Below are 26,503 nucleotides of genomic sequence, written 5' to 3' on the forward strand. Positions count from 1 at the left end.
CCTACGCGCGCACCTTCCGCGCCACCACGAACCGGTCGACCTCCGCGCCCGTCTCCGCCAGCCCCCGAACGGTCAGCTTCGCCGTACGCCCCACGGGCGCGGGCTCCACGTCGACCCGCAGGAACGAATAGTTGGTGTACCGCACCCGCGACCAGTCGACGGTGACGTCCTTCTTGCCGCCCTCCTGGGTCACGTACGAGGCGAAGGGGTCGACCTTCTTCTCGTGCCCCTCGTAGGAGTCCTCGACCGGGAACTCGTAGAGCCCCTTGCCCGCCGCCCCCGCGGTGACGTACACGACGCCGTCCGTCTCCGGGTACGCCGTGCCGCCGATCGGCAGCTCCTTGGTCACCTTGTCGCCCTTGAGCACATCCGTGCGCTCGTACACGTGGTTGTGCCCGTTGATCACCAGGTCGACCGTGTACTTCTCGAACAGCGGCACCCACTCCTTGCGCACCCCGCCCTCGGAGGCGTGCGCGGAGGCGGTGCAGTAGGCGCAGTGGTGGAAGAAGACGACAACGAAATCGATCCCGGAACCCGGCGCCCGGAACTTCCGCAACTGCCGCTCGAACCAGGTGGTCTGGGTCCCCCCGCTCACCCCCAGGTTCGCCGGAATCTCGTACGACACGTCGTTCGCGTCGAGCGAGACGACGGCCGTGTTCCCGTGCACGAAGGAGTAGGCGCCCGGCAGGTTCTTCGGGTCGGGCCCGTTCGTCGGCGGCGCGAACCGGGCCTCCTGGCTCCCGTACCCGTTCGGCGAGTACCAGGCCTCCATGTCGTGGTTGCCGTACGACACCATCCACGGCACGGACTTGGCGACGGTCTCGGTCTGCGCGAGAAACAGGTCCCAGGTGCGCGCGTCGAACGTGTCGCTGGTCTTCCCCTGCCCGGAGGGATCGGCGTACGCGATGTCGCCCGCGTGCAGGTGGAAGGCGGGGCCCTGCGCGAGGATCAGGCTGTCGTTGGCGAGCGCGTGGTAGCTGACGCCCTGGTCGCCGAAGGCGGTGAACGTGAAGCGCTCGGAGCGGGACGGCGCGGTGGTGAACGTGCCGATGGTGCCCGCGAACTTCGGCGAGGCCGGGTCGAAGCCCTGGTGCCCGACCCCGTAGTAGTACGTCCTGCCGGGCTTGAGGTGCGTCAGCCTCGCGTGCACGTAGTACTGGGTGTGGTCGGCGCTGGTACCGACGCCCGCCGGGGTGTGCAGCGCCCGCAGCTCGGCCGGGATCTTCCGCGACAGCTCACCGGCAGCGGCCCCGACCCGGATGAACGGGTCCTTCACCGCGACCGGCACCTGCCAGGACACGGTCATCTCGGTGCGCGCGTCGTCACCGTAGGAGAGGTGCCGGCCGAAGGGCGCGACGAGCGCACCGTCGACGGCCTCCGTGGCGGCGGCCGGGGCCGTGCTGCTCGCGGCCCGCGCGGCACCCGGCACGAAGACCCCGCCCGCGACCGCGCCGATCGTGACGGCCCCGCCGCGCATCACGGTGCGCCGCGAGAACCGGCTGCGCAGATACTCGTGCTGCTCGGCGAGCGACCGGTCGGCGAGCTCGTCGGGTACGCCCATACGTGGAATGTCCATGGCCGGAAAGATGGCCCAGGCATCTATCCGGCGGGGGTACACGGGGTGAACGCGCCCCTAAATCAGCCCTGCTCATTCAAGCCCCTGCGGCGATTGAGCAGCGGGGCCCGGGGCGAAGCCCCGCGACCTCAGCCACGACCACCCGAGCGAATCCCTGCCCGATATCGGGCAGGATTCTTGCAAAACCCACCCGCACCCCCGAGGATCGGCTCGTGCACGAGGACCTGATCGACCACCTGACGCGCAGCACCGCCCTGAGCCGGGGCGAGGCGCTGCGGGTGATCCAGGACGTGCTCGCCTACTTCGACGAGTCGACGGAGGACTACGTCCGCCGCCGGCACCGCGAACTCCAGGGTCAGGGCCTGGTGAACGCGGAGATCTTCGAGCGGATCCTGGCGGATCTGCGCTACCGGGCGGTGTCGCCGCCGGAGCTCTCCCTCCGCCAGCTGCGCCGCATCGTCTACGGCTGAGGGGAATCTCAACACTTATGTGCGGAATCGTCGGTTACATCGGCAAGCGTGACGTCGCGCCGCTCCTTCTCGAAGGACTGCAGCGCCTGGAGTACCGCGGGTACGACTCCGCGGGCGTCGTCATCACCAGTCCCAAGGCCACCGGCCTGAAGATGGTCAAGGCCAAGGGCCGGGTGCGCGACCTGGAGGCCAGGGTCCCGGCCCGCTTCAAGGGCACCACCGGCATCGCCCACACCCGCTGGGCCACGCACGGCGCCCCGTCCGACGAGAACGCGCACCCGCACATGTCGGAGGACAACAAGGTCGCGGTCGTCCACAACGGCATCATCGACAACGCCTCCGACCTGCGCGCCAAGCTGGTTGCCGAGGGCGTCGAGTTCAGCTCGGAGACCGACACCGAGGTGCTCACCCACCTCATCGCCCGCTCCCAGCTGCCCGAGCTCGAGGACAAGGTCCGCGAGGCGCTGCACCTGATCGAGGGCACGTACGGCATCGCGGTCGTGCACGCCGACTTCCCGGACCGCATCGTGGTCGCGCGCAACGGCTCGCCGGTCGTCCTCGGCATCGGCGACAAGGAGATGTTCGTCGCCTCCGACATCGCCGCGCTGATCACCCACACCCGCCAGATCGTCACGCTCGACGACGGCGAGATGGCCACGCTGAAGGCCGACGACTTCCGTACGTACACCACGGCCGGCACCCGCACCGCCAACGAGCCGACCACCGTGGACCTCGAGGCCGCCTCCTTCGACATGGGCGACCACGACACGTACATGCACAAGGAGATCTCCGAGCAGGCCGACGCCGTGGACCGCGTGCTGCGCGGCCGCATCGACGACCGCTTCTCCACCGTGCACCTGGGCGGCCTCAACCTGGACGCCCGCGAGGCCCGCACCGTGCGCCGCGTGAAGATCCTCGGCTGCGGCACCTCGTACCACGCGGGTCTGATCGGCGCCCAGATGATCGAGGAGCTGGCCCGCATCCCCGCGGACGCCGAGCCGGCCTCCGAGTTCCGCTACCGCAACGCGGTGGTGGACCCCGACACCCTCTACATCGCGGTCTCCCAGTCCGGCGAGACGTACGACGTGCTGGCCGCCGTCCAGGAGCTGAAGCGCAAGGGCGCCCGCGTCTTCGGCGTCGTGAACGTCGTCGGCTCGGCCATCGCCCGCGAGTCGGACGCGGGCGTCTACGTCCACGCGGGCCCGGAGGTCTGCGTCGTCTCGACCAAGTGCTTCACCAACACGACGGTCGCCTTCGCGCTGCTCGCCCTGCACCTCGGCCGCATCCGCGACCTCTCGGTCGCCGACGGCAAGCGGATCATCGAGGGCCTGCGCAAGCTCCCGGCCCAGATCAGCGAGATCCTGGAGCAGGAGGCGGAGATCAAGAAGATCGCCGAGGAGTACGCGGACGCCCGCTCGATGATGTTCATCGGCCGCGTCCGTGGCTACCCGGTGGCCCGCGAGGCCTCCCTGAAGCTCAAGGAGGTCTCGTACATCCACGCCGAGGCCTACCCGGCCTCCGAGCTGAAGCACGGCCCGCTGGCCCTCATCGAGCCCGCGCTCCCGACGGTGGCGATCGTCCCGGACGACGACCTGCTGGAGAAGAACCGCGCCGCGATGGAGGAGATCAAGGCCCGCTCCGGCCGCATCCTCGCGGTCGCCCACCAGGAGCAGGAGAAGGCCGACCGCACGATCGTCGTCCCGAAGAACGAGGACGAGCTGGACCCGATCCTGATGGGCATCCCGCTCCAACTCCTCGCCTACCACACGGCCTTGGCCCTCGGCCGCGACATCGACAAGCCCCGCAACCTGGCGAAGTCGGTCACGGTCGAGTAGGCAGGGCTCAAGCCGACACAAACGGGTCCCGTACGCGCCACCATGCGTACGGGACCCGTTTTCGAGAGGGCCGGGGCCGCCCATTGCCCCGCCCCTTGGCCGTCGGCCGGCGGCCGTCACCCGCCGGCCATCAGCCCGCCCGGCATCTTCCAGCGACCCGTATGTACCCTTCACAAGGGCACAAAGCACCTCTACGCGAGAGTAGATTTATCCAGCGGCGCGAATCCGACGCCGGATCAACTGCGGTCGCACCGCGGGGACTTACCTACGGGATGACGATGACGGGCCGCTGCGCGCGCCGCGCAAGGCGTCCCGCGACCGAGCCGAAGATCCGCCCGACGAGCCCGTGGGTCGAGCCCACGACGATCGCGTCGGCCGAGTACTCGTGCCCGACCTCCTCCAGCTCGTGGCAGATGTCGCCACCGCGCTCGACGAGGATCCAGGGCACCTCGGACAGATACTCCGCACAGGCCAGCTCGAGCCCCAGGACCTCCGTGCGGTGATCCGGCACGTCCACGAACACGGGCGGCTCGCAGCCCGCCCACACCGTGGTGGGCAGCCGATTGGCCACATGGACGATGATCAGCCCCGAGCCCGAACGGTGGGCCATGCCGATCGCGTACGCCAGGGCCCGCTCGCTCGACATCGAGCCGTCGAAACCGACGACGACACCGTGCTTGAAAGCGGGATCACAGGCTTGACGTGTCTCTTCCGCCGCTCGGGGCGTCGCCGTGGGGTCGGCGACCTGCCGCTTGCGGTCCGCGGGTTCGGGGATTTCGTGACCGGCCATGAGTGTCTCGGCGTGTACCTCGTGGGCCTCTAAAGAGGGGACGACAACTGATCGGCGGAGCTGTGTCCGGGAATCATCTTCCCAACCCCATACCCCCAAGGGTACGGCGACACTCCTCCTCTGCCCAGACTCTGATTCCGGGCCCCAGAGCTGCGCCTTCTTCGTCGATGGTCTCGCTCCGCCGCGTTCAGGGGAGCATGCACGAGGGGCGACCGGATGGCAATGGTTGCTGCCCCGTACAGGCGGTTTGCGCACTCAACTGGGCGTCTGCGCTCCCCCGACGAAGTGACCAGGGCCGGTCGGCGGCGTTGAACTCGCGTACCGAAGACACAGGGAGCGCTCAGTGCCCGGACCGACCCCCGACCGGCGCCCCGGCGCCGCGCCCCACCACGACACGCCCCTGCCCGCGCGCTGGGCCGCCTTCAGCTGCGTTCTGGTGCCGCTCGCACTCGTCTGGTACGGCTCGTCCGCCGCGGGCGCCGGCGGCGCGGCCCTGGGCCTCGTGGCGATCACCGCGGCGTGCCGGCTGCTCCTTCGGCAGTCGGAACGCGGGGCTGCACAGTTGCACAGTGAACAATGCGGCGCGCATCGTGTTCAGTGCGAAGGAAGCGGACCGGACGCGCGCGACCGCGGCCGTCGGGCCGGGTGGGATACGCCGGTTGGCTGACCGGTTTCAACGCGACGCTCCGATAATTTTCAGCCAACTTGGGCCAGCGGGCCTCCCCTTGCGTTCCGCCTCCTCCAACCCCCTTGCCACCAGGGCGGAAACCACGAGGAAGGGCGCTTCAGCCCTACGGGGACCGGCCACGGAGTTGAGGCCCACTTCCCAGCAACGCCCCTGAGTGCGACGCTTCGTGATCGAATGCTTCACGCCAAGTTGCCATGTCGACAATCTGTCAGGTTCTTAACTGGTCACGACGGCACCATGGGACGCAGTAGATTCGATCATGACTGTCTGATCTGAAGGCGGCGGGGGACTTCGTGCATCACCGAGGGGAAACGTGCAGGAGCGAACAACCCGTCAAAATATTGAGGGAGCCGGGATCACCGAGGGGGGCTTAGCAGCATGAGCCACGACGCCACCACCGCGCCGGAGGCGGCGGCTCGCAAGCTGTCGGGGCGCCGTCGACGAGAGATCGTCGCGGTGCTGCTGTTCAGCGGCGGACCCATCTTCGAGAGTTCCATTCCACTCTCCGTGTTCGGGATCGACCGACAGGACGCGGGAGTTCCGCGCTATCGATTGCTCGTGTGCTCGGGCGAAGACGGACCCCTGAGGACCACGGGGGGACTCGAACTCACCGCGCCGCACGGTCTTGAGGCGATATCGCGAGCGGGCACGGTCGTCGTGCCCGCCTGGCGGTCCATCACTTCTCCGCCACCGGAGGAGGCGCTGGACGCGCTGCGCCGCGCTCACGAGGAGGGCGCGCGCATCGTCGGCCTGTGCACGGGAGCCTTCGTGCTCGCCGCGGCGGGCCTGCTGGACGGCCGTCCGGCGACCACGCACTGGATGTACGCGCCGACGCTCGCCAAGCGCTACCCGTCGGTCCACGTGGACCCGCGCGAGCTCTTCGTGGACGACGGCGACGTACTGACGAGCGCCGGCACGGCGGCCGGAATAGATCTCTGCCTGCACATCGTGCGCACGGACCACGGCAACGAGGCGGCCGGAGCGCTCGCCCGCCGCCTGGTGGTCCCGCCCCGCCGCAGCGGCGGCCAGGAGCGCTACCTCGACCGGTCGCTGCCGGAGGAGATCGGCGCCGACCCGCTGGCCGAGGTCGTCGCCTGGGCGCTGGAGCATTTACACGAGCAGTTCGACGTGGAGACGCTGGCCGCCCGCGCCTATATGAGCCGCCGCACCTTCGACCGCCGCTTCCGGTCGCTGACGGGGTCCGCCCCGCTGCAGTGGCTGATCACGCAGCGGGTGCTGCAGGCCCAGCGGCTCCTGGAGACCTCCGACTACTCGGTCGACGAGGTGGCGGGCCGCTGCGGCTTCCGCTCCCCCGTCGCGCTGCGCGGGCACTTCCGCCGCCAGCTGGGCTCGTCGCCCGCCGCGTACCGGGCGGCCTACCGGGCGCGCCGGCCGCAGCAGAGCGAGGGGAGGCCGGAGAAGCCCGACAGGCCGGTCGAGCTCACGGGCGTGCCGGGCGGCGAGGGGGCGCCGGTCCCCGCGCAGTCCCGGCGCACGGCGGCCGCGAACGCGCTGGGCCCGCCGGCGGCCTCGATGCCGACGGGCCACTCGGGACTGCCGGGCCCGCGCACGGCCTCGTAGCCCCCGGGACGAGGCACCGGGCACAGGAGCCGACGCCCGTCGTCTGCCAGTGAGAAGGTCGGACCCGTAGGGTTGGGCGCATGAACGATCGCATGGTGTGGATCGACTGCGAGATGACCGGACTCTCGCTGGCGAACGACGCGCTCATCGAGGTGGCCGCACTGGTCACCGACTCGGAGCTGAACGTACTCGGCGACGGAGTGGACATCGTGATCCGCCCGCCGGACGAGGCCCTGGAACAGATGCCCGAGGTGGTGCGCACGATGCACACCGCCTCGGGCCTCCTCGACGAGCTGGCGGGCGGCACGACGCTCGCGGACGCCGAGGAGCAGGTCCTGGCGTATGTACGTGAGCACGTCAAGGACGCGGGCAAGGCCCCGCTGTGCGGGAACTCGGTCGGCACCGACCGCGGATTCCTGCTGCGTGACATGCCGACGCTGGAGGACTACCTCCACTACCGGATCGTCGATGTGTCCTCGGTCAAGGAGCTCGCCAGGCGCTGGTACCCGAGGGCGTACTTCAACAGTCCGGACAAGAACGGCAACCACCGGGCGCTCGCCGACATCCGCGAGTCCATCGCCGAGCTGCGCTACTACCGCGAGGCGGTCTTCGTCCCGCAGCCCGGCCCGGACTCGGACACCGCGAAGACCATCGCGGCGAAGTACGTCCTGCCTGCCGAGTAACCCCTCGTAAACCCCTGTGTACGGGGTCCGGGCCCCCTCGGGAAAAGGTGTGCGCGAGCACCCCTTCGGACCCTGTACACTTTTTCTCGGCCGGTCGGAAGAAAGACAAACGACCGGACATGGTGGGTGTAGCTCAGTTGGTAGAGCACCTGGTTGTGGTCCAGGTGGCCGCGGGTTCAAGTCCCGTCACTCACCCTGAAGGGTCCGAAGGCCCCGGTTCGCGAGAACCGGGGCCTTCGGCGTTCCCTGGGACTACGACGAGGCGCGGACCACCAGCTCCGTCGGAAGCACCAGGTGGCGCTGCGTGCCGCGCCGGACCGACGAGCGCTTCCCCGCCGCGGCCAGGGCTATCTCGTCGAGCAGCAGCTCCGTCATCGCCCGGCCCATGTCCCGGGTGGGCTGGCGCACGCTGGTGAGGCCGGGCTCCATGTGGCGGGCGATCACCGAGTCGTCGAAGCCGACCAGGGAGACGTCGTCGGGGATGCGGCGCCCTGCCTCGCGCAGCACCTGGCGGGCGCCGGAGGCCATCAGGTCGGAGCAGGCGAAGACCGCGTCGAGGCCGGGGCTGCGCTCCAGCAGCTCCGCCATGCAGCGCCTGCCGCCCTCCTCCGTGAAGTCTCCGTACGCCACGAGCTTCTCGTCGTACGAGAGCCCGCCCTCGGCCAGCTCGTCCTGGTAGCCGACGAGCCGGCGCTGCGCCCCGTACACGTCGAGGGGGCCCGTGATGATCGCGACGGAGCGGCGGCCGCGGGAGAGCAGGTGCTCGACGGCCGAGCGGGCGCCGGCGTAGTTGTCGGTGTCGACCGAGGGCAGCGGCTCGTCCGCGGAGCGGGGGCCGCTGATCACGGTCGGTATGTCCATCTGCATGAGGCGGTCCGCGAGCGGGTCGTCGGAGTGCACCGAGACCAGCAGGACGCCGTCGACCCGGTGGGCGGCGAGGTAGGCGGCGAGCCGGTCCTGTTCGCGCTCGCCGCGGGCGAAGGTGAGCAGCAGCTGGAGGCCGGTCTCGGCGAGGGCGAGGCCCACGCCGCCGACCATGCCGGAGAAGTACGGCTCGGAGAAGAACCGGGACTCGGCCTCCGGGACCACCACGGCTATGGAGTCCGAGCGGTTGGCCGCGAGGGCGCGCGCCGCCGTGTTCGGTACGTAGCCGAGCTCGGCCACCGCCTCCTCCACCGCCGCCCGGGTGCGGTCGCTGACCCGCGGCGATCCGTTGATGACGCGGGAGACCGTGCCCCGGCCGACGCCCGCTCGGGCCGCGACCTCCTCGAGGGTCGGGCGCCTGCCGTGCGTGCCGTGAGCCACCATGACTCCTACCTCCCCAGATCTTGAGCGGAATCTAACAGCCCGATAACCGCACGAACTTGTCGCCGCCGGGTGTCTTGACACCCCGGGTCCGAGCGACGACCCTTCAACTCATCACGGATGGGAGCGCTCCCACCCTACTGGACGCATACAGAAGCCGCACGTTCCCCGCCCGAGCCGCACGTGAACGAACGGGCCCAGTACAGCAGTTGGCAGCAGGCCGGGATCTGCACGTCTCAGCATCAAGAGCACATGAGCACTTGGAGGACGCAATGCGCAGTGCCCGTACGTCCCGACGCGCGATGACCTTCGCGGTCGTCGCCGCCCTGGCCACAGGGCTGCTTGCCGGTTGTGCGAGCGATGACGACGACGGCGGCTCCGGGGGCGCCGGAGGTTCCGGGGACAAGAAGGGCTCGACCACGCTGACGGTCGGCACCTTCGGCACCTTCGGTTACAAGCAGGCCGGGCTCTACGACGAGTACATGAAGCTGCACAAGAACATCACCATCAAGGAGAACGTCACCACCAGGACCGACGTCTACTGGCCCAAGACCCTCACCCGTCTGCAGGCCGGTTCCGGCACCGACGACGTCCAGGCCATCGAGATCGGCAACATCACCGAGGCCGTGCAGACGCAGGCGGCCAAGTTCGTCGACCTCGGCAAGGAGGTCGACAAGTCGCAGTGGCTGGACTGGAAGAACAAGCAGGCCACCACCAAGGACGGCAAGCTGATCGGCCTCGGCACCGACGTCGGCCCGATGGCGATCTGCTACCGCAAGGACCTCTTCAAGAAGGCCGGGCTGCCCACCGACCGCACCAAGCTCGCCGAGCTGTGGAAGGGCGACTGGGCGAAGTACGTCGACGTCGGCAAGGACTACATGAAGAAGGCGCCGGACGGCACCAAGTTCGTGGACTCCGCCTCCTCGGTCTACAACGCGGCCCTCGGCGGCGCGAAGGACCGCTACTACGACAAGAGCGGCAAGGTCATCTGGGACAAGTCCCAGGGCGTGCAGGACTCGTGGGACGCCGCGATGGAGGTGGCCACCTCCGACATGTCGGCGAAGCTGAAGCAGTTCGACAAGCCGTGGGACCAGGGCTACGCGAACGGCACCTTCGCCACCGTCGCCTGCCCGGCGTGGATGATCGGCTACATCCAGGAGAAGTCCGGTGACTCCGGCAAGGGCAAGTGGGACGTCGCGGCCGCGCCGACCGCGGCCAACTGGGGCGGCTCGTTCATCGGTGTGCCGACGGCGAGCAAGAACCAGAAGGAGGCCATCGCCCTGGCGAAGTGGCTGACCGCCCCCGAGCAGCAGGCGAAGGTCTTCGGCAAGCAGGCCAGCTTCCCGTCGACCCCGTCGGCGTACTCGACGCTGAAGCCGAAGGCGGACACCACCGCGTACTTCTCGGACGCGCCGCTCACGCAGATCTTCTCGGACTCGGCGAAGACCATCCCGGTGCAGATCTTCGGCGTCAAGGACCAGCCGATCAACACGGCGATCACCGACACCGGCATCCTCCAGGTCGAGCAGAAGGGCAAGTCGCCCGAGCAGGGCTGGGACGCGGCCACCAATGAGGTCAAGGACGTGCTCGGCCAGTGACCAGCTCCAACGAGGCTCTCGCGCAGACCGCGTCGAGCGCCGACGCCGCGCCCGACTCCACCGAGGAGTCGGGCGCGGCCCGGGGCGCTCAGGGTCGAGGTACGCCGAAGAACGCCGACTCCTGGCGCAGCCGGCTGTACCGCTGGGACATGAAGGCGTCCCCGTACGCCTTCATCGCCCCCTTCTTCATCGTCTTCGGCGCCTTCTCCCTGGTGCCGCTGCTCTACACCGCCTGGTACTCGCTGCACGACGTGCAGCTGTCGAACCTGGACGGCCAGACCTGGGCGGGCCTGGAGAACTACACCAACCTGTTCCAGTCGGACTTCTTCTGGAACGCGCTGAAGAACACCCTGACCATCGGGGTGATCTCCACGGTGCCGCAGCTGGCCGCGGCGATCTGGCTCGCACACATGCTCAACTACCGGCTGCGCGGCTCGGTCGTGTGGCGGGTCGTCGTGCTCACCCCGTACGCCACGTCGGTGGCGGCGGCGACGCTCGTCTTCGTGATGCTGTTCGCCCCGGACAGCGGAATGATCAACTGGGCCCTCGACTCCATCGGCCTCGACAAGGTCAACTGGCGGGAGTCCGACTGGGGTTCGCAAGCAGCGGTGTCGTCGATCGTGATCTGGCGGTGGACCGGGTACAACGCGCTGATCTACCTGGCGGCGATGCAGGCCATCCCTGCCGACCTCTACGAGTCGGCGGCACTCGACGGGGCCAACCGCTGGCAGCAGTTCCGGCACGTGACCATTCCGATGCTGCGGCCGACGATCCTGTTCACGGTCGTCGTCTCCACCATCGGCGCGATGCAACTCTTCGGTGAGCCCCTGCTGTTCGGCGGGGTCAGCGGCACCAAGGGCGGGTCCGAGCACCAGTACCAGACGATCGGCCTCTACATGTACGACCAGGGCTGGATCGTCGGCAACCTCGGCAAGGCGTCCGCGATCGCCTGGTCGATGTTCCTGATCCTGCTGGTCGTCGCCGCGATCAACATGCTGATCTCCCGCCGGCTGAGGAAGTCCCAATGACCACCATCGAAGATGTGACGCGGCCGAAGCGGCGCCGGGTCCTCGGCGCGGGCAAGCAGCTGCACGCGGGACCCGTCACGTACGTCGTCCTCGCCCTGTTCGCCCTGATCTCCCTCGCCCCGCTGCTGTGGACGGTGATCGCGGCCTCGCGCACCAACGCGCGGCTCGCGCAGACGCCGCCGCCGTTCTGGGTCGGCGGGAACCTGTTCAAGAACCTGGAGACCGCCTGGAACCAGGCCGGGCTCGGCACGGCGATGTGGAACTCCATCCTCGTCGCGTCGGCGATCACCGTCGGCACGGTGCTGTTCTCCACGCTGGCCGGGTTCGCCTTCGCCAAGCTGAAGTTCCGGTTCTCGACGACGCTGCTCCTGATGACCATCGGCACGATGATGATCCCGCCGCAACTGGCCGTCGTACCGCTGTACTTGTGGATGACGGACCTCGGGTGGGCGAACCATCTGCAGACCGTGATCCTGCCGACGCTCGTGTCCGCCTTCGGCACGTTCTTCATGCGCCAGTACCTGGTGCAGGCGCTGCCGTCCGAGCTCATCGAGGCGGCGCGGGTCGACGGGGCGAGCAGCCTGCGGGTCGTGTGGCACGTCGTGTTTCCCGCGGCGCGGCCCGCGATGGCCGTGCTCGGGCTACTGACCTTCGTCATGGCCTGGAACGACTTCCTGTGGCCGATCATCGCGCTCACCCAGGAGAACCCGACGGTTCAGGTCGCCCTGAACGCGTTGGGGACGGGGTACATCCCCGACGACTCGGTGATCATGGCGGGGGCGTTGTTGGGGACGTTGCCGTTGCTCGTCGCGTTTCTGCTGTTCGGGAAGCAGATTGTGGGCGGGATCATGCAAGGGGCCGTTAAGGGTTGACCACGGGGGCGGGCGGGGTGGCCTGGTTCTGCCCCGTCCGGTCCTACGTCTCGGGGCTCTGCCCCGGACCCCGCGCCTCAATCGCCGGCGGGGCTTGATGGCCCAGCCGTTGATTGGCCCAGCCGTTGATTGGCAGTCCCGCTGATGTGGGCTGCTCGCCGATGCGTCCGCCCGATTGATTACTAGCTATGGGAGCGCTCCTATGACCACCACTGACAACACCGGTCCCGAACTCGCCGACGCGCCCGTCGCGACCCGGTTTCCCGCTGGGTTTCTTTGGGGGGCGGCCACCGCCTCGTATCAGATCGAGGGGGCCGTGCGGGAGGACGGGCGGACGCCGTCGATCTGGGACACGTTCAGTCATACGCCGGGGAAGGTGGTGAACGGTGACACCGGGGACGTCGCCGTGGACCACTACCACCGGTGGCGCGACGACGTGCGGCTGATGGCCGACCTGGGGCTCACCGCGTACCGGTTCTCCGTGGCGTGGCCGCGGGTGCAGCCGACCGGGCGCGGGCCCGCCGTGCAGCGCGGGCTGGACTTCTACCGAGGGCTCGTCGACGAGCTGCTCGCCCATGGGATCAAGCCCGTCGTGACGCTCTACCACTGGGACCTGCCGCAGGAGTTGGAGAGCGCGGGCGGCTGGCCCGAGCGGGACACCGCCCACCGGTTCGCCGAGTACGCGGGGCTCGTCGGCGAGGCGCTCGGCGACCGTGTGGAGAGCTGGGTGACCCTCAACGAGCCCTGGTGCAGTGCCTTCCTGGGCTACGGCTCCGGGGTGCACGCCCCCGGACGGACCGATCCGGCGGCGGCGCTGCGGGCGGCGCACCACCTCAACCTGGGGCACGGGCTCGCCAGTTCGGTCCTGCGGGGTGTGCTGCCGGCCCGCGCGAACATCGGCATCAGCCTGAATCCGAGCGTGGTGCGGGCGCTCACCGACGCCCCCGCCGACCTGGACGCCCGCCGCCGTATCGACGCGCTGGCGAACCGCGTCTTCACCGGGCCGTTGCTGAAGGGCGCCTACCCGCGCGACCTGATCACCGACACCGCGGCCGTCACGGACTGGTCGTTCGTGCGGGACGGGGACACCGCGGCGATCCACCAGCCGCTCGACTTCATCGGCCTGAACTACTACACGCCGGCCGTCGTCTCCGCCGCCCGCCCCGACCAGGACGGGCCCCGCCTCGACGGCCACGGCGCCAGTGAGCACACCCCGTGGCCGGGCGCCGACGGCGTCGCCTTCCACCGCGCGTCCGGCGAACTCACCGCCATGGACTGGCCCGTGGACCCGACCGGCCTCACCGACCTGCTGCTCGACCACACCGCGCAGGCGCCGGGCGTCCCGCTCTACGTGACCGAGAACGGGGCGGCGTACGAGGACGTGGTCGACGCCGAGGGCCGGGTGCACGACCCGGACCGCATCGCCTATCTGCACGGCCACCTCGCCGCCGTCCACGAGGCCATCGAGCAGGGCGCCGACGTCCGCGGCTACTTCCTCTGGTCGCTGCTCGACAACTTCGAGTGGGCCTACGGATACGGCAAGCGGTTCGGTGCCGTGTACGTCGACTACGAGACGCAGGAGCGCATCCCTAAGTCCAGCGCCGCCTGGTACTCCCGGGTGGCCCGAGCCGGGGGGCTGCCCGCCGAATCCTGACCCCGGCGGGCGGAGGGCCGGTGCGCGCTGTGTGGCAGCAGCACGCATCGGCCCTTATTTTTCGCATATGCCCGATACTTACCTATACGAGCGGTCCTGAAGCGCCATGGGTGTGCTCAAGGACCATCCGGAACTCGTCCTGTTCGTGAGCCTCGCGCTCGGCTACCTCGTGGGGAAGCTGCGCGTGGGGCCGCTGACGCTGGGCGGCATCTGCGGGACGCTGATCGTCTCGCTGCTGCTCGGGGCCTGGACCAAGGCCCAGGTCTCCGACGACGTGAAGACCGTGTTCTTCGCGCTGTTCATCTTCGCGCTCGGCTACATGGCCGGGCCGCAGTTCTTCCGCAACCTCAACAAGAAGAGCCTGCGCTTCTTCGTGCTGTGCGGCATCGAGCTGGTCTGTGTCATCGGCATCGCGCTCGGCCTCGCGAGCTGGTTCGACCTGGACGTCGGCACGGCCTCCGGCATCCTGGCGGGCGCCGCCACCGAGTCCGCCGTGGTCGGCACGGCCACCGAGTCCATCGGCAAGCTCAGCGACCTCACCGCCGCCCAGATCACCGAGTACCAGGGCAACGTCGCCACCGCGTACACGGTCTGCTACCTGTTCGGCCTGATCACGATCGTGCTCTACACGAGCCAGATCATGCCGATGATGATGCGCATCAATCTGCGCGACGCCGCCCGCGAGCTGTGGGAGCGCACGCGCAGCCGCGGCAGCCTGGAGGCGGACGAGCTCCCCGCCCTGCCGGGCATGGTGGGCCGCACGTACCTGGTGACGACCGCCGACGGCCGTACGGTCGGTGATCTGCGGTCCTCGTTCGGGGAGCGGGTCACCGTCGAGGCGGTCAAGCGCGGCAGCAAGGTCCTCGACGTCGCACCCGGGCTCGAACTCACCCTCTCCGACCTGGTGCTCCTGGTCGGGCGCCGGGCGAACGTGATCGACGCGGGCCGGCTGATCGGCCCTGAGACCCCGGGCGTGCCGGGCCTCGACTCGCCGCTCGCCTCCCGCGAGGTGTCGGTCACCGACAAGGCGCTGGACGGCAAGTCCGTCGACGAGGTGCAGAAGGCGTACCCCGAGTTCTACGAGGACGGCGTCTACGTCACCGACATCACCCGCGGCGACCAGGACATGCCCGCCACCGGGGACACCGTGCTGCACCGCGGCGACGTGCTGACCCTGGTGGGCGCCCGCTCGGGCCTGAACAAGCTGGTCGCGCGGATCGGCTCGGTCGTGAAGAACGACGCCACGGACTTCATCTACCTGGGGCTCGGCATCGCGGCCGGTTCGCTGCTCGGGCAGGTCGTGGTCAAGTTCGGCGACATCCCGATGTCGCTCGGCACCGGCGGCGGCTGTCTGATCTCCGGGCTGCTCTTCGGCTGGTTCCGCTCGCGCTCGCAGACCTTCGGCGCGTTCCCGCCGCAGGCCGCCTCGACCATCAAGGACATGGGGCTCGCGGTCTTCATCGCCTGCACGGGTCTCGTCTCCGGGCCGCAGGCCTGGCCGCTGATCAAGGAGTACGGGGCGCTCCTCCCGTTCGCCGGGATCGCGATGGTGCTGATCCCCGCGACCGTCTCGCTGTTCGTCGGCCGCAAGCTGCTCAAGATCGAGAAACCGCTCCTGATCGGTGCCATCGCGGGACAGCAGTGCTCGACCCCCGCGATCACCGCCGTCACCCAGGTGGCGCAGTCGTCGGTGCCGATGCTCGGCTACACGATCACGTACGCCCTCTCGAACTTCCTGCTCCCGCTGACGGGCCCCGTGCTCGTCGGCATCCTCGGCAACTGAGAGGGCGGCACTTCACGTGATCGACTTCCTCAACCGGAACATCTTCCAGCCCTATCCGGAACTCCTGATCTTCATCACGGTCGCCTTCGGCTTCCTGCTCGGGAAGATCCGCTACAAGGCCATCGCGCTCGGCGCCGTCACCGGCTGCCTCATCGCGGGCCTGCTGCTCGGCGCCTGGACCGAGGTCGAGATCAACGGCACGGTGAAGAGCCTGTTCTTCATCATGTTTCTGTTCGCCCTCGGCTACAAGGTCGGCCCGCAGTTCTTCCGCGGCCTCAGGACGGACGGCCTGCCACAGGTCCTCAACGCCGTCGTGGTCTGCGTATCCGGCCTGCTGATCTGCTGGGTCTTCGCCGCGATGCTCGGCTACGGCCCCGGGCTCTCGGCCGGACTGCTCGGCGGCGCGCTCACCCAGTCCGCCGTGATCGGTGTCGCGCAGGACGCCATCGGCACCCTGCCCGGCCTGTCCTCCGGGGCGGCCAAGCACGAGGAGAACCTCGTCGCGATCGGCTACGCGGTGACGTATCCGCTCGGCACCATCCTGTGCGCGATGCTGCTCGCCAACATCCTGCCGAGGCTCTACAAGAAGGACCTCGCCGCCGAATCGGCCCAGATGGCGAAGGAGCTGGACGCCCCCGACAACGATCCGGACCTCGCCGAGGGCTACTACGAGGTGGTGCTGCGGGCGTACACCATCGAACGCCCCGACATCGTCGGCCGCACCATCGACGACTTCGAGAACCAGCAGAAGGAGCTCGGCCACCGCATCTACCTGACGCGGGTGCGCCGCGACGGGCAGCTCCTCGACCACGACCAGCAGACGGTGCTGCGCGAGGGCGACATCGTCGCGGTGAGCGCGCTGCGCGGCTCGCTCGTCGACTACGACGCCCGCACCCACATCGGCAGGGAGACCGACGACGTCGAACTCCTCGGCTACGAGACGGAGACGCTGCACGTCGTGGCGTCCGAGAAGGCCCAACTGGGCCGGACCGTCGCGGAGTTGCGGCGGGAGCCGTTCATGGTCGGCGTCTACATCGACAAGATCTACCGCTCGGGCGCCGAGTTCCCCTACCGGCTCTCCTCGAAGGTCGAGCGCGGCGACACGCTCGTCCTCACCGGGCCCAAGCGCCTGGTGGACCCGGCGGGCGCGGCCCTCGGCAAGCCGGTGCCGACCTCGTTCGCCACCGACATGATCTGGGTCGGGCTCGGCATCTTCCTCGGCGGCTGCATCGGCATCCCCGCGCTGACGGTGTCCGGCGTCCCGATCTCGCTGTCCACCTCGGGCGGCGCGCTCATCATGGGCCTGGTCTTCGGCTGGATCCGCGGCAAGTACCCGACGTACGGCAATGTGCCGCCCGGCGCCCAGTGGTTCATGGACACGCTCGGCCTGTGCATGTTCGTCGCCATCGTCGGCATCAACGCGGGCCCGAGCTTCACCTCCGGGCTCTCCGACGCCGGCTGGGGCCTGCTGGTCTTCGGCGCGGTCGCCACCGTCGTCCCGCTGATCGTCGGCTTCCTGTTCGGCCACTACGTGCAGAAGATGCGCTTCCCGCTGTTGATGGGGGTCCTCGCCGGCGGCCAGACCACCACCGCGGCGATCGGCGCGATCAACGAGGCCTCCCGCTCCCAGGTGCCGACCCTCGGCTACACGATCCCGTACGCGGTCGGCAACGTGCTCCTCACCATCTGGGGCGCCGTGATCGTCCTCCTCCAACACTGAGCCCCCGCACCGCACTTAAGGACCACAGATGACCAAGACGACGTTCACGCGCGAAGAGATCCAGCAGTACGCCCAGCTCTCCCCCTTCGAGCTGAAGAACATCTTCATCGAGCTCGCCGAGCAGGCGCAGGCCGACAAGCCGGGCCAGAAGGAGAAGTCCAGCCGTCAGATGCTCAACGCGGGCCGCGGCAACCCGAACTGGATCGCCACCGGGCCCCGCGAGGCGTTCTACGCGCTCGGCTACTTCGCCCTGGAGGAGTCGCGGCGCGTGTGGACCGCCGACAACCTCGGCGGGATGCCGGAGAAGCACGGCGCGTACGAGCGCTTCGACACGTTCGTGCGCCGCCACCCGGACCTGCCGGGCATCGAACTCCTCGCGCAGTGCGTCCAGCACGGCATCCAGCGCTTCGGGTTCGACAAGGACGAGTGGGTGCACGAGCTGACCGACGGCATCACGGGCGACAACTACCCGGTCCCCGACCGCATGCTGACCCACGGCGAGCAGGTGGTGCGCGGCTATCTCGCGGACGAGATGTTCGACAAGAAGGCGCCCGCGGACAACAACCTGTCGCTGTTCGCCACCGAGGGCGGCACCGCGGCCATGTGCTACATCTTCGACTCCCTCATGAAGAACGGGCTGTTGAAGAAGGGCGACAAGATCGCGCTGATGGTCCCGGTGTTCACCCCGTACATCGAGATCCCGGAGCTCGACACCTACGAGTTCGACGTCACGTACATCTCGGCCAGCAAGTTCGCCGAGACGGGCGTGCGCGAGTGGCGGTACCCGGAGGAGGAGGTCGCCAAGCTGGAGGACCCGGAGATCAAGCTGGTCTGCCTGGTGAACCCCTCCAACCCGCCGTCCCTCGCGCTGAGCACCCGGGTCGCGAACCAGATCAAGGAGATCGTCGCGACGAAGAACCCGAACCTGCTGATCGTCACCGACGACGTGTACGGCACGTTCGTCGAGGGCTTCCGCTCCATCGCCGCCGACCTGCCGCGCAACACCCTGCTCGTCTACTCGTACTCGAAGCACTACGGGTGCACGGGCTGGCGGCTCGGCGTCATCGGGCTGCACGACGACAACATCATCGACGAGCGGATCGCCCAGCTCCCGCAGGAGGAGAAGGACCGGCTCAACAAGCGGTACGGCTCGCTGACCCTGGAGCCGGAGAAGATCAAATTCATCGACCGGCTCGTCGCGGACTCCCGGCAGGTGGCGCTCAACCACACGGCGGGCCTGTCGCTGCCGCAGCAGGTGATGATGTCGCTCTTCTCCCTGTTCGACATGCTGGAGGAGGGCCAGGCGTACAAGGGCAAGATCCGCTCGATCGTCCAACAGCGCCTCGACCTGCTCCTCGAAGGCGCCCAGATGAAGATCCACGAGGATCCCCACCGGGCCGCCTACTACATCGAGCTGGACCTCCTCGCCGAGGCGGAGCGCGTCCACGGCACTGCGTTCGCCCAATTCCTGGAGAAGAACTACGAGCCGGTCGACGCCCTCTTCCGGCTCGCCCAGCAGACCGGCGTGGTGCTCCTGAACGGCGGCGGCTTCGAGGGACCGGAGTGGTCGGTCCGCGTCTCCCTGGCCAACCTCGACAACCTGGACTACCTGAAGATCGGCCACCATCTGCGCGGCATCTTCAACGACTACGCGGAGGAATGGCAGGCCTCAAAGGCGTGACCCCAGGAGTCAGTTGAACGAGGCGAACGCCTTCTGGAAGGCGTTCGCCTCCTGCTCGATCGAACTGCACGTCGGCTGCGCCGACTCGGAGGCCCCGCCCTCACAGGCCTTGTCGCGGGTCGCCGACCACATGGAGAGGCCGCCGAGGCCCTTCTCCTTCGCGAAGGAGACCAGCTGCGTGGCGTCCTCGACCTTGAAGACCTCGGTCGTGACGTCGTTGACGCCGATCATCGGGGTGATCGCGACGGCCTTCCAGGCGTCCGCGTCCGACAGGCCGAACGCCGACTTCACCTGCGCCTGCGTGGCGGTCGCCGCCTGCTCGGCGTAGTCGCCCATGTCGCCGCTGTACGAGGCCCCGTAGTCCATCGCCATGATGTTGACGAGGTCGGGCGAGGCGCCGCCCGCCTTGGCGTTCTTCAGGAAGTTCACACCGTCCTGGGTGAGCCCCTCGGGCATCACCGGCAGGGTGACCGAGACGTTCAGGCCGGGGTTGTCCTTCTGCAGCGTCGCGATGGCCTCGGCGCGCCTGGTGTTGGCCGCCGTGTCGGGCAGCGCGCCGCCCTCGATGTCGAAGTCGACCTTGGTGAGGTCGAACTGGTCGATGACCTTCTGGTACGCCGCCGCCAGCTCGCCGGCCGAGGAGCAGGCCTGCGCCAGCTCGGTGCCGCTCGCGCCGCCGAAGGAGACCCGCACATCGCCACCCGCCGACCTCAAGTCGCCGATCTGCGCGGCGACTTCGTCACTGCCGAGGTCGGTGACGCCACCCCACTTCGGCGCACAGTCGCCGCCGGAGGTGATGAAGGCGAGGTTGTACTCCTTGACGCCGGTGGCCTTGGAGGAGCCGACCAGGTCGAACTTCGGCTGGAGCGAGGTGTCCACGTACGGGGCGAAGGTGGCGCCCGCGTCCGTCACCTCGGCGGACGCGCCGGAGGCGAAGAGGAACGCGCCGCCGCCCACGAGCGCGGCGGCCACGGCACCGCCCACCGCCTTCTTCCTGCCGCTGATCGTGCGCCGGTGCGTGCTGCTGCTCATCGCGTGCCTGCCTTAGGTCTACGTGGGGGGTGGATGCGCCCACGAGGAGGTGGGGCGCGGCAGCACGCTAGCGATCCGCAACCCGGCAATTCGGGCAACAGGGAGGGGTGTTGAGGATCTTAGGCTTGGCTTAAGTGAGGGATCGGGACCGGTTAAAGGTCGACACCAGTCCGTGTACGACCGACTTCTTTCGGCTGCCGTTCCCGCCCTTCCGGTCCCGGCCCCGCCGCCCGTGCCCGCGCCGCCCGGCGACCGGCCGGTACCCCTCCAGCTGCAGCCAGATCCGCACCTCGGTGCCGCCGAGCACGGACGAGCCGATGCGCACGTCGCCGCCGGTGGACTCGGCGACCCGGCGCACGATGTCCAGGCCGAGCCCGGTGGAGCCGACCTCGACGCCCTCCGTGCCACGGGCGAGCGCGGCCTCCGGGTCGGCGATCCCGGGCCCCGCGTCGGAGACCAGCACGATCACGGCGCCCTCCGCCCGGTGCACGTCGACCGCGAACGCCGTGCCCTCCGGGGTGTGCCGGAACACGTTGCCGAGCAGCGCGTCGAGCGCGGCCGCCAGCTCGCCGCGGGCGACGGGGATGCGGACGGGGCGTTCGACCCCGGCGACCCGCACCTTGCGGCCCTCGTCCTCGGCGAGCGCCGACCAGAAGTCCATGCGCTCGCGGATCACCTCGGCGGCGTCGCAGCCGGCCCCGGGCCCGGCCGCCGCCGTCTGCGGCTTGGCGTCCCTGGCCGTACGGATGATGGTGTCGACCTCGTGCTCCAGCTGCTCCACGGCGGCCCGGGTCTGCTCGGCGGCGGGCCCGTCCCCGAGCGAGGCGGCGTTGAGCCGCAGCACGGTCAGCGGAGTCCGCAGCCGGTGCGAGAGGTCGGCCGCCAACTCCCGCTCATTGGCGAGCAGTTGCACCACTTGATCAGCCATGGAATTGAACGCGACGGCGGCGAGCCGCAGCTCGGTCGGCCCGTCCTCGGGCACCCGCGCCCCGAGCTTCCCGTCCCCCAGGTCGTGCGCGGCCCCCACGAGCCGCTGGGCCGGCTGCACCATCCGCCCGCCGAGCCGGTCCGCGACCGCCACGGAGCCGATGATCAGCGCGATGCCGACGCCACCGAGCACGACCCACGCGGTCGTCACACCGTTGGTGACCTCGTCCTCGGGCACGTACACCTCGACGACGGCGATCTTGCCGGTGCTCACCGCGATGGGCTGCAGCCACACCGAGCCGCCCGGCACGTCCACGACGGTGGCCTGCCGGATGTCGAGCCGGTCGGTGCCGACCCGCTGCTCACCGAGCCGGATCGCCTCGCGCCCGCCCCCGGCCGGAACGTAGACCGACATCCGGTCCTCGCCGCCGGTCTGCGCGGTGGCGAGGGCGCGGTCGAGCTGGTCGCGGTCTGTGGTGATGGAGAGGGTGGGGCCGATGGCGGCGGCGGTCCGCTCGGCGTTGGAGAAGGCCCGGTCCCGCGCCATCTCCTTGATCACGAGGCCGAGCGGGACGGCGAAGGCGACCACGACCATCGTCGTGACGGCCAGGCACACCTTGACGAGCGCCCATCTCATGCGGGCGGCTCCGCCCGCGGGGGCTCCAGCTTCACGCCGACGCCACGCAGGGTGTGCAGATACCGCGGCCGAGCGGCAGTCTCCCCGAGCTTCCTTCTCAACCAGGACAAGTGCACATCAATGGTCTGATCGTCCCCGTACGACTGCTGCCACACCTCGGCGAGCAGCTCCTTGCGGGCGACGACCACACCGGGCCGCCCGGCGAGGAAGGTCAGCAGGTCGAACTCGCGCCGCGTGAGATCCAGCGGCGCCCCGTCCAGCTCGGCCTGCCGCCGCAGCGGATCGATGGCGAGCCCGCCGACCCGGATCACCCGCGAGGGCGGCTCGGCGCCGGTGTTCCCCCGCGAGCGCCGCAGCACGGCGGCCATCCGCGCGGACAGGTGCTCGGGCGAGAACGGCTTCGTCAGGTAGTCGTCGGCACCGTCGTTGAGCAGCCGCACGATCTCGGCCTCGTCGTCCCGCGCCGTGGCGATGATCACGGGTACGTCGGTGATCCCCCGCAGCATCTTCAGGGCCTCGGCCCCGTCGAGATCGGGCAGGCCAAGATCCAGGATCACCACGTCGAACCGGAGATGGGCGACCTCGCGCAGCGCCTCCAGGGCCGTGCCGACGCTGCGCACGGTGTGCGCGGCGTCGGTCAGGTGCCGGATGAGGGCTGAGCGTACGAACTGGTCGTCCTCGACCACGAGCACACTTGCCATGGGACGGCACCGTACGCCATCCGGCGGTTCAGGGTCTGGGTGGAGTGATGGTCCGGAATAGGGAGCGGGGCGTGGTGCGTGCGATCGCAAGGCGCCGAAAAGTTCTCGTAGCGGAGCTACCAGGATTTTTCGGCAACGCAGCGAGCGTGCGTGCCACGCCCCGCGAGCCCGGACCATCACTCCACCCAGGCCCTGGGTCTCTTTCGGGTGGTCGCGGGCCTCGCGGGACAGCCGGGGCGGGTGTGGTGCAGTATGGCCCGCGATGCACGAGACCCCTGGAACGCCGCGCAGCCCGCACCCCGCCCGACGGCGGCTCGTGCACGGGGCGGCGTGGCTGCTCGCGACCGGGGCGGCGGTGACGCTGTCGTGGTGGGGCGTGCACACGGTGATGGCGGGCACGGTCTACGACCCGCCGCAGGCGCTCCCCGTCGCGGCGACCCAGGACGAACCGACCGCGAAGCCCCCGGTGTCGTCCTCGACACACCGCCCGGAACCATCGGCGTCGGCCTCCGCCCCTTCGGCGTCCCCGAGCCGCACGTCGCACTCCCCGAAGCCCACGCCCACCCCGCGCACGACGTCCCCGTCCCCGCCGCCCTCCGGCTCCGTCAAGAGCTACGCGACGGCCGGTGGCCGCGCCGTCTTCGACCTCAAGAAGACCTCGGCGACCCTCGTCTCGGCGACACCGGCGGCCGGCTGGTCGGTCCAGGTCTGGAAACAGCCCACGTGGATCCGCGTCGAATTCACCTCGGGCGACAAAAAGGTCTCGGCCTTCTGCACCTGGCACGACCACGAACCAACGGTCGAGATCGCCGACTACTGACCCAATTAAGCCCGCAGGTTGGACCAATCAAGCCCCGCCGGCGATTGAGGCGCGGGGTCCGGGGCAGAGCCCCGCGACGTGGGCAACGACTACCGGAACACCGACGGCGGCGGCGCCGGAGACGCCTTCGCCGAAGCATCACCAACCGCAACCGCCCCACCCGCGAAATCCAACAGCGCCTTACCGTGCTCAACCCGCCCCGGATGCGAGTCCCCCGCCGCCCGCCGGGTCAGCTCCCCCACATCCAGCACCCCCGCGGACGCGACAAGCACCGCGTTCCCGAACCGCTTCCCCCTCAGCACCGCCGGATCCGCGACCAGCGCCAGCTCGGGGAAGACGGCCGCCGCCGTGGCGATCTGCCCCCGCAGATACGCGAGCGGCGGCCCGTCCGCGATATTGGCGACGTACGTCCCCGTGGGCCGCAGCACGCGCCGCACCTCGGTCAGGAACTCCGTACTGGTGAGATGGGCGGGCGTACGCGCCCCACTGAACACATCCGCGACGAGCACATCGGCCCAGTCGTCGGGCAGCTTCGCGAGCGCCTCACGCGCGTCGGCGGTCCGCACCCGGATCCGCTGCCCCGGATCCAACGGCAGCGCCCCCCGCACGAGTTGGACCAGCGCCCCGTCCCGCTCCACGACCTGCTGCGTGGACCGCGGCCGGGTCGCGGCGACGTAGCGCGCCAGCGTGAACGCCCCGCCGCCGAGGTGCACGGCCTGCACGGGCCGCCCCCGCTCGGCGGCCAGATCGATGACGTGCCCGATCCGCCGCTGGTACTCGAAGGACAGGTACGACGGGTCGTCGAGGTCCACGTGGGACTGCGGCGCGCCGTCCACGAGCAGCGTCCAGCCGGCCGGCCGGTCCCGGTCGGGCACCAGCTCGGCGAGCCCGCCGTCGACCGTCTCGACGACGGCTTCCCGCCCCGCGCGCCCGCGCCCCTGACTCCCTCGTGACCTTGCCATTCGCCCATTATCGACGGCCGCGCACGGTTCGGCTCAGCGGCAGCTGTCCGCGGCGTCGATCATGCGCGCCGCCTCGTCGAGCGCGGCCCGCAGCACCGCGGGATCGGTGACCAGGTCCGAGGGCCGCTCCGCGGGGTCCGGGGGCAGCAGCCAGCCCGTGCCCTCGACCGGCGGGTCGGTCCGCACGCCGATCGCGAGGCCGCGGCCCTGTGTCTGCGTGCAGTCGCTGCCGGGCACGTCCCAGCCGTCCGCGGTGCCGGGCGGGACGAGGAAGCCGAGGGTGTCGCCGCCGCCGTCGTGCAGCACGGGGCCAACCGTTTCCGTACAGCCGCGGCGCAGGATGTCGACCGCCTCGAGGCCCTGCCGGGCCGACACCGTGACCAGGTCGCAGTCGCCGGGCGGCGGTGCGCTGCACTCCTCGCTCGGCCGGTGCCGCACCGTCGTGGGGGGCGTGGGCAGTGAAACCGTGGGCATGGACGCGTTCAACACGTCGGCCCCTCCTCACTCGTGGGGATTCGCCGCATGGTTCAACGCGCACGCGCCGTCAACAGCTACGGCGGCACGCCGCCGCAAAGGATGGCAGTTCATGGCGGATCGTGGGTGAGATATCCGGTTTGTAGCCAAACCCAGCGTGTCGCGGTCGTGACAGCCGGTACCTTCGAGCCTCGCCGGAACAAGGAAGTTGCGGCAGGCAGCCCTCCCCTCGGGATCCGGGGTGCTCCCAACTTCCCTGCCGTCCGGCACGGTTCGCACGGGAGGACCCGCTCATGACGTCGTCGCCGATCGCCCCGGACACCTCGACGCCGCAGTCTCCACGGCCGAACCTCGCCTTCCGGGAGCTGCGCGGTCAGCGCTCGCCGGGCGAGTTCGCGGCCGCGGTGCGGCGCGCGGCCCGGGAGATCGGTGAGCGGGTCAGCTGCGACGCGCGCTACATCGGACGTGTGGAGGCCGGCGAGATCCGCTGCCCCAACTACGCGTACGAGCGGGTGTTCCTGCACATGTTCCCGGGCCGGACCCTCGCGGACCTGGGGTTCGCGCCCCGCTCCGCGGTACGTGGCCGGGGCGCACGCCCCGCTTCCGCTTCCGCCGACCCGCAGTACCCGTACGACGAGGAGAGCGACGTGCGACGTCGCGCATTCATGACCGGCATGACCGGCTCGACCGCCACCGTGGCCGTCGCGGCCCTGGCGCCCTTCGGCGTCCCCACGCTGCCCGCGGACCTCGACCGGCATCCGGCGCGGGCCGGGGTCGGGGCCGTCGAGGAGGCGATCCGGCGGATCCGGCTGCTCGACGACCGGCACGGCGCCGACGGCCTGTACCGGCGGGCCTCGGCCCCGCTGCGTACCGCCTTCGAGCTGCTCGACGCGGGCACGGGCCGCCGCGAGGTCACCGAGCGCCTGCAGGCGGGCGCGGGCGAACTGGCCATCTCCGTCGGCTGGTTGGCCCACGACTCGGGCCGCTTCGACGACGCGCGCTCGCACTACGCGGAGGCGCTCGCGACGGCGCGGATGGCGGGCGACGAGGCGCTGGAGGCGCACGCGTTCTGCAACACGGCGTTCCTGGCGCGCGACGCCGGGCGCCCCCGCGAGGCGGTGCGCGCCGCCCAGGCGGCGGCCCGCGTGGCGTCCCGCCTCGGCTCGCCCCGGCTGCTCTCGCTGCTCGCGCTGCGGGAGGCGGGCGGCTGGGCGGGGCTCGGCGACCAGCCCTCCTGCGAACGCTCCCTCGCCCGCGCGCAGGCGCTGTTCGCGCAGGGGGTGTCGGACGCGGATCCGGAGTGGATGTCGTTCTACGGCGAGGCCGAGCTGGAGGGCCTGGAGGCGCAGTGCTGGTCGGCGCTGGGCGGCTGGGACCGCGCGTCCGTGCACGCGCGGCGCGCGGTGGCCCTCCAGGACCCGCACTTCACCCGCAACATGGCGCTCTACACGGCCGAGTTGGCCGACGACCTGGCGCGCGCGGGGCACCCCGACGAGTCGGCCTCCGCCGGTCTGCGCACCCTCAACCTCCTCCAGGACGTCCGCTCGTCCCGCATCGAGGGGATGCTGGCCGCGACGGCCCGGGTGCTGCTTCCGCACCGCCGCGCGCCGGGTGTCTCCACGTTCCTGGACACCCACGCGCTGTCGCGCCGCTCGGCGTAGCTCCCCGCGAGGACCCGGCCGCCCG

General features: G+C 70.1%; 20 protein-coding genes, 1 tRNA gene and 1 pseudogene. 14 read left to right on the top strand and 8 right to left on the bottom strand.

The window, feature by feature from the left end; genetic code table 11:
• Position 1 precedes the first annotated feature (1 nt).
• Positions 2-1,576 carry a purple acid phosphatase family protein gene (locus ACFV9W_RS14935; protein ID WP_385760055.1) on the bottom strand — a complete coding sequence of 525 codons (1,575 nt, stop codon included), beginning with the start codon at positions 1,574-1,576 and terminating at the stop codon, positions 2-4.
• A 212-nt stretch (positions 1,577-1,788) separates the two neighbouring features.
• Between ACFV9W_RS14935 and ACFV9W_RS14940 the strand changes: the two genes are divergently transcribed.
• Both ACFV9W_RS14940 and glmS read left to right on the top strand, forming a co-directional pair.
• Positions 1,789-2,046, top strand: a complete 258-nt coding sequence (locus tag ACFV9W_RS14940; protein ID WP_385760058.1) for a hypothetical protein — start codon at positions 1,789-1,791, stop codon at positions 2,044-2,046.
• 17 nt (positions 2,047-2,063) lie between these two features.
• Positions 2,064-3,881, top strand: a complete 1,818-nt coding sequence (gene glmS, locus ACFV9W_RS14945) for a glutamine--fructose-6-phosphate transaminase (isomerizing) (RefSeq protein ID WP_385760061.1) — start codon at positions 2,064-2,066, stop codon at positions 3,879-3,881.
• A 265-nt stretch (positions 3,882-4,146) separates the two neighbouring features.
• Here the strand turns inward: glmS and ACFV9W_RS14950 are convergent, their stop codons facing one another.
• On the bottom strand, positions 4,147-4,671 hold the full coding sequence (locus tag ACFV9W_RS14950; protein ID WP_385760064.1) for a universal stress protein: 525 nt from the start codon (positions 4,669-4,671) through the stop codon (positions 4,147-4,149).
• A 1,066-nt stretch (positions 4,672-5,737) separates the two neighbouring features.
• Between ACFV9W_RS14950 and ACFV9W_RS14955 the strand changes: the two genes are divergently transcribed.
• The 3 genes from ACFV9W_RS14955 (at position 5,738) to ACFV9W_RS14965 (ending at position 7,818) form a co-directional block, all read left to right on the top strand.
• Complete coding sequence (locus ACFV9W_RS14955) at positions 5,738-6,940, top strand: GlxA family transcriptional regulator (protein ID WP_385760067.1); 1,203 nt, start codon at positions 5,738-5,740, stop codon at positions 6,938-6,940.
• A gap of 80 nt (positions 6,941-7,020) precedes the next feature.
• A complete protein-coding gene (gene orn, locus ACFV9W_RS14960) occupies positions 7,021-7,623 on the top strand; it encodes an oligoribonuclease (protein WP_385760069.1) in 603 nt (200 codons plus the stop codon).
• 122 nt (positions 7,624-7,745) lie between these two features.
• Positions 7,746-7,818, top strand: a tRNA-His gene (locus ACFV9W_RS14965).
• 57 nt (positions 7,819-7,875) lie between these two features.
• On the opposite strand, the gene ACFV9W_RS14970 is transcribed toward ACFV9W_RS14965, so the two are convergent.
• Positions 7,876-8,931, bottom strand: a complete 1,056-nt coding sequence (locus tag ACFV9W_RS14970; RefSeq protein ID WP_385760071.1) for a LacI family DNA-binding transcriptional regulator — start codon at positions 8,929-8,931, stop codon at positions 7,876-7,878.
• Between the two features lie 269 nt (positions 8,932-9,200).
• Here ACFV9W_RS14970 and ACFV9W_RS14975 point away from each other — a divergent pair, with 269 nt between their 5' ends.
• The 7 genes from ACFV9W_RS14975 (at position 9,201) to ACFV9W_RS15005 (ending at position 19,264) form a co-directional block, all read left to right on the top strand.
• Complete coding sequence (locus tag ACFV9W_RS14975; protein ID WP_385760074.1) at positions 9,201-10,526, top strand: ABC transporter substrate-binding protein; 1,326 nt, start codon at positions 9,201-9,203, stop codon at positions 10,524-10,526.
• Positions 10,523-11,554 carry a carbohydrate ABC transporter permease gene (locus tag ACFV9W_RS14980; protein WP_385760077.1) on the top strand — a complete coding sequence of 344 codons (1,032 nt, stop codon included), beginning with the start codon at positions 10,523-10,525 and terminating at the stop codon, positions 11,552-11,554. The genes ACFV9W_RS14975 and ACFV9W_RS14980 overlap by 4 nt, the downstream gene beginning before the upstream one ends.
• Positions 11,551-12,426: a carbohydrate ABC transporter permease gene (locus ACFV9W_RS14985; protein WP_385760079.1), complete on the top strand. Its 876-nt coding sequence runs from the start codon at positions 11,551-11,553 to the stop codon at positions 12,424-12,426. The genes ACFV9W_RS14980 and ACFV9W_RS14985 overlap by 4 nt, the downstream gene beginning before the upstream one ends.
• Before the next feature lie 202 nt (positions 12,427-12,628).
• Positions 12,629-14,080 carry a GH1 family beta-glucosidase gene (locus ACFV9W_RS14990; protein WP_385760082.1) on the top strand — a complete coding sequence of 484 codons (1,452 nt, stop codon included), beginning with the start codon at positions 12,629-12,631 and terminating at the stop codon, positions 14,078-14,080.
• A 106-nt stretch (positions 14,081-14,186) separates the two neighbouring features.
• Positions 14,187-15,863 (top strand): aspartate-alanine antiporter, encoded by a 1,677-nt coding sequence (gene aspT / locus ACFV9W_RS14995; protein ID WP_385760085.1) that lies wholly within the window; start codon positions 14,187-14,189, stop codon positions 15,861-15,863.
• Between the two features lie 16 nt (positions 15,864-15,879).
• Complete coding sequence (gene aspT, locus ACFV9W_RS15000) at positions 15,880-17,583, top strand: aspartate-alanine antiporter (protein WP_385760088.1); 1,704 nt, start codon at positions 15,880-15,882, stop codon at positions 17,581-17,583.
• 28 nt (positions 17,584-17,611) lie between these two features.
• Positions 17,612-19,264 (top strand): bifunctional aspartate transaminase/aspartate 4-decarboxylase, encoded by a 1,653-nt coding sequence (locus ACFV9W_RS15005; RefSeq protein ID WP_385760091.1) that lies wholly within the window; start codon positions 17,612-17,614, stop codon positions 19,262-19,264.
• A gap of 9 nt (positions 19,265-19,273) precedes the next feature.
• Here the strand turns inward: ACFV9W_RS15005 and ACFV9W_RS15010 are convergent.
• The 3 genes and pseudogenes from ACFV9W_RS15010 to ACFV9W_RS15020 form a co-directional block, all read right to left on the bottom strand.
• Positions 19,274-20,173 (bottom strand): annotated as a pseudogene (locus tag ACFV9W_RS15010) (chitinase); the annotation flags it as partial.
• 253 nt (positions 20,174-20,426) lie between these two features.
• Positions 20,427-21,860, bottom strand: a complete 1,434-nt coding sequence (locus ACFV9W_RS15015) for a sensor histidine kinase (protein ID WP_385760094.1) — start codon at positions 21,858-21,860, stop codon at positions 20,427-20,429.
• Positions 21,857-22,561 (bottom strand): response regulator transcription factor, encoded by a 705-nt coding sequence (locus tag ACFV9W_RS15020; protein WP_385760097.1) that lies wholly within the window; start codon positions 22,559-22,561, stop codon positions 21,857-21,859. Before ACFV9W_RS15020 ends, ACFV9W_RS15015 begins: the two co-directional genes overlap by 4 nt.
• A 262-nt stretch (positions 22,562-22,823) precedes the next feature.
• On the opposite strand from ACFV9W_RS15020, the gene ACFV9W_RS15025 reads away from it, so the two are divergent.
• The gene (locus tag ACFV9W_RS15025) at positions 22,824-23,381 is read left to right on the top strand and encodes a hypothetical protein (protein WP_385760099.1); all 558 of its coding nucleotides are present in this window, start codon (positions 22,824-22,826) and stop codon (positions 23,379-23,381) included.
• A gap of 89 nt (positions 23,382-23,470) precedes the next feature.
• Here the strand turns inward: ACFV9W_RS15025 and ACFV9W_RS15030 are convergent, their stop codons facing one another.
• The gene (locus tag ACFV9W_RS15030; RefSeq protein ID WP_385760100.1) at positions 23,471-24,343 is read right to left on the bottom strand and encodes a spermidine synthase; all 873 of its coding nucleotides are present in this window, start codon (positions 24,341-24,343) and stop codon (positions 23,471-23,473) included.
• 33 nt (positions 24,344-24,376) lie between these two features.
• A complete protein-coding gene (locus ACFV9W_RS15035; RefSeq protein WP_385760385.1) occupies positions 24,377-24,817 on the bottom strand; it encodes a hypothetical protein in 441 nt (146 codons plus the stop codon).
• 293 nt (positions 24,818-25,110) lie between these two features.
• Here ACFV9W_RS15035 and ACFV9W_RS15040 point away from each other — a divergent pair, with 293 nt between their 5' ends.
• Entirely contained in the window at positions 25,111-26,478 is a 1,368-nt protein-coding gene (locus ACFV9W_RS15040) for a tetratricopeptide repeat protein (protein ID WP_385760103.1), read from the top strand.
• Positions 26,479-26,503 lie beyond the last annotated feature (25 nt).

This window comes from Streptomyces sp. NPDC059897 (assembly GCF_042730865.1).
Classification (GTDB): Bacteria; Actinomycetota; Actinomycetes; order Streptomycetales; family Streptomycetaceae; genus Streptomyces.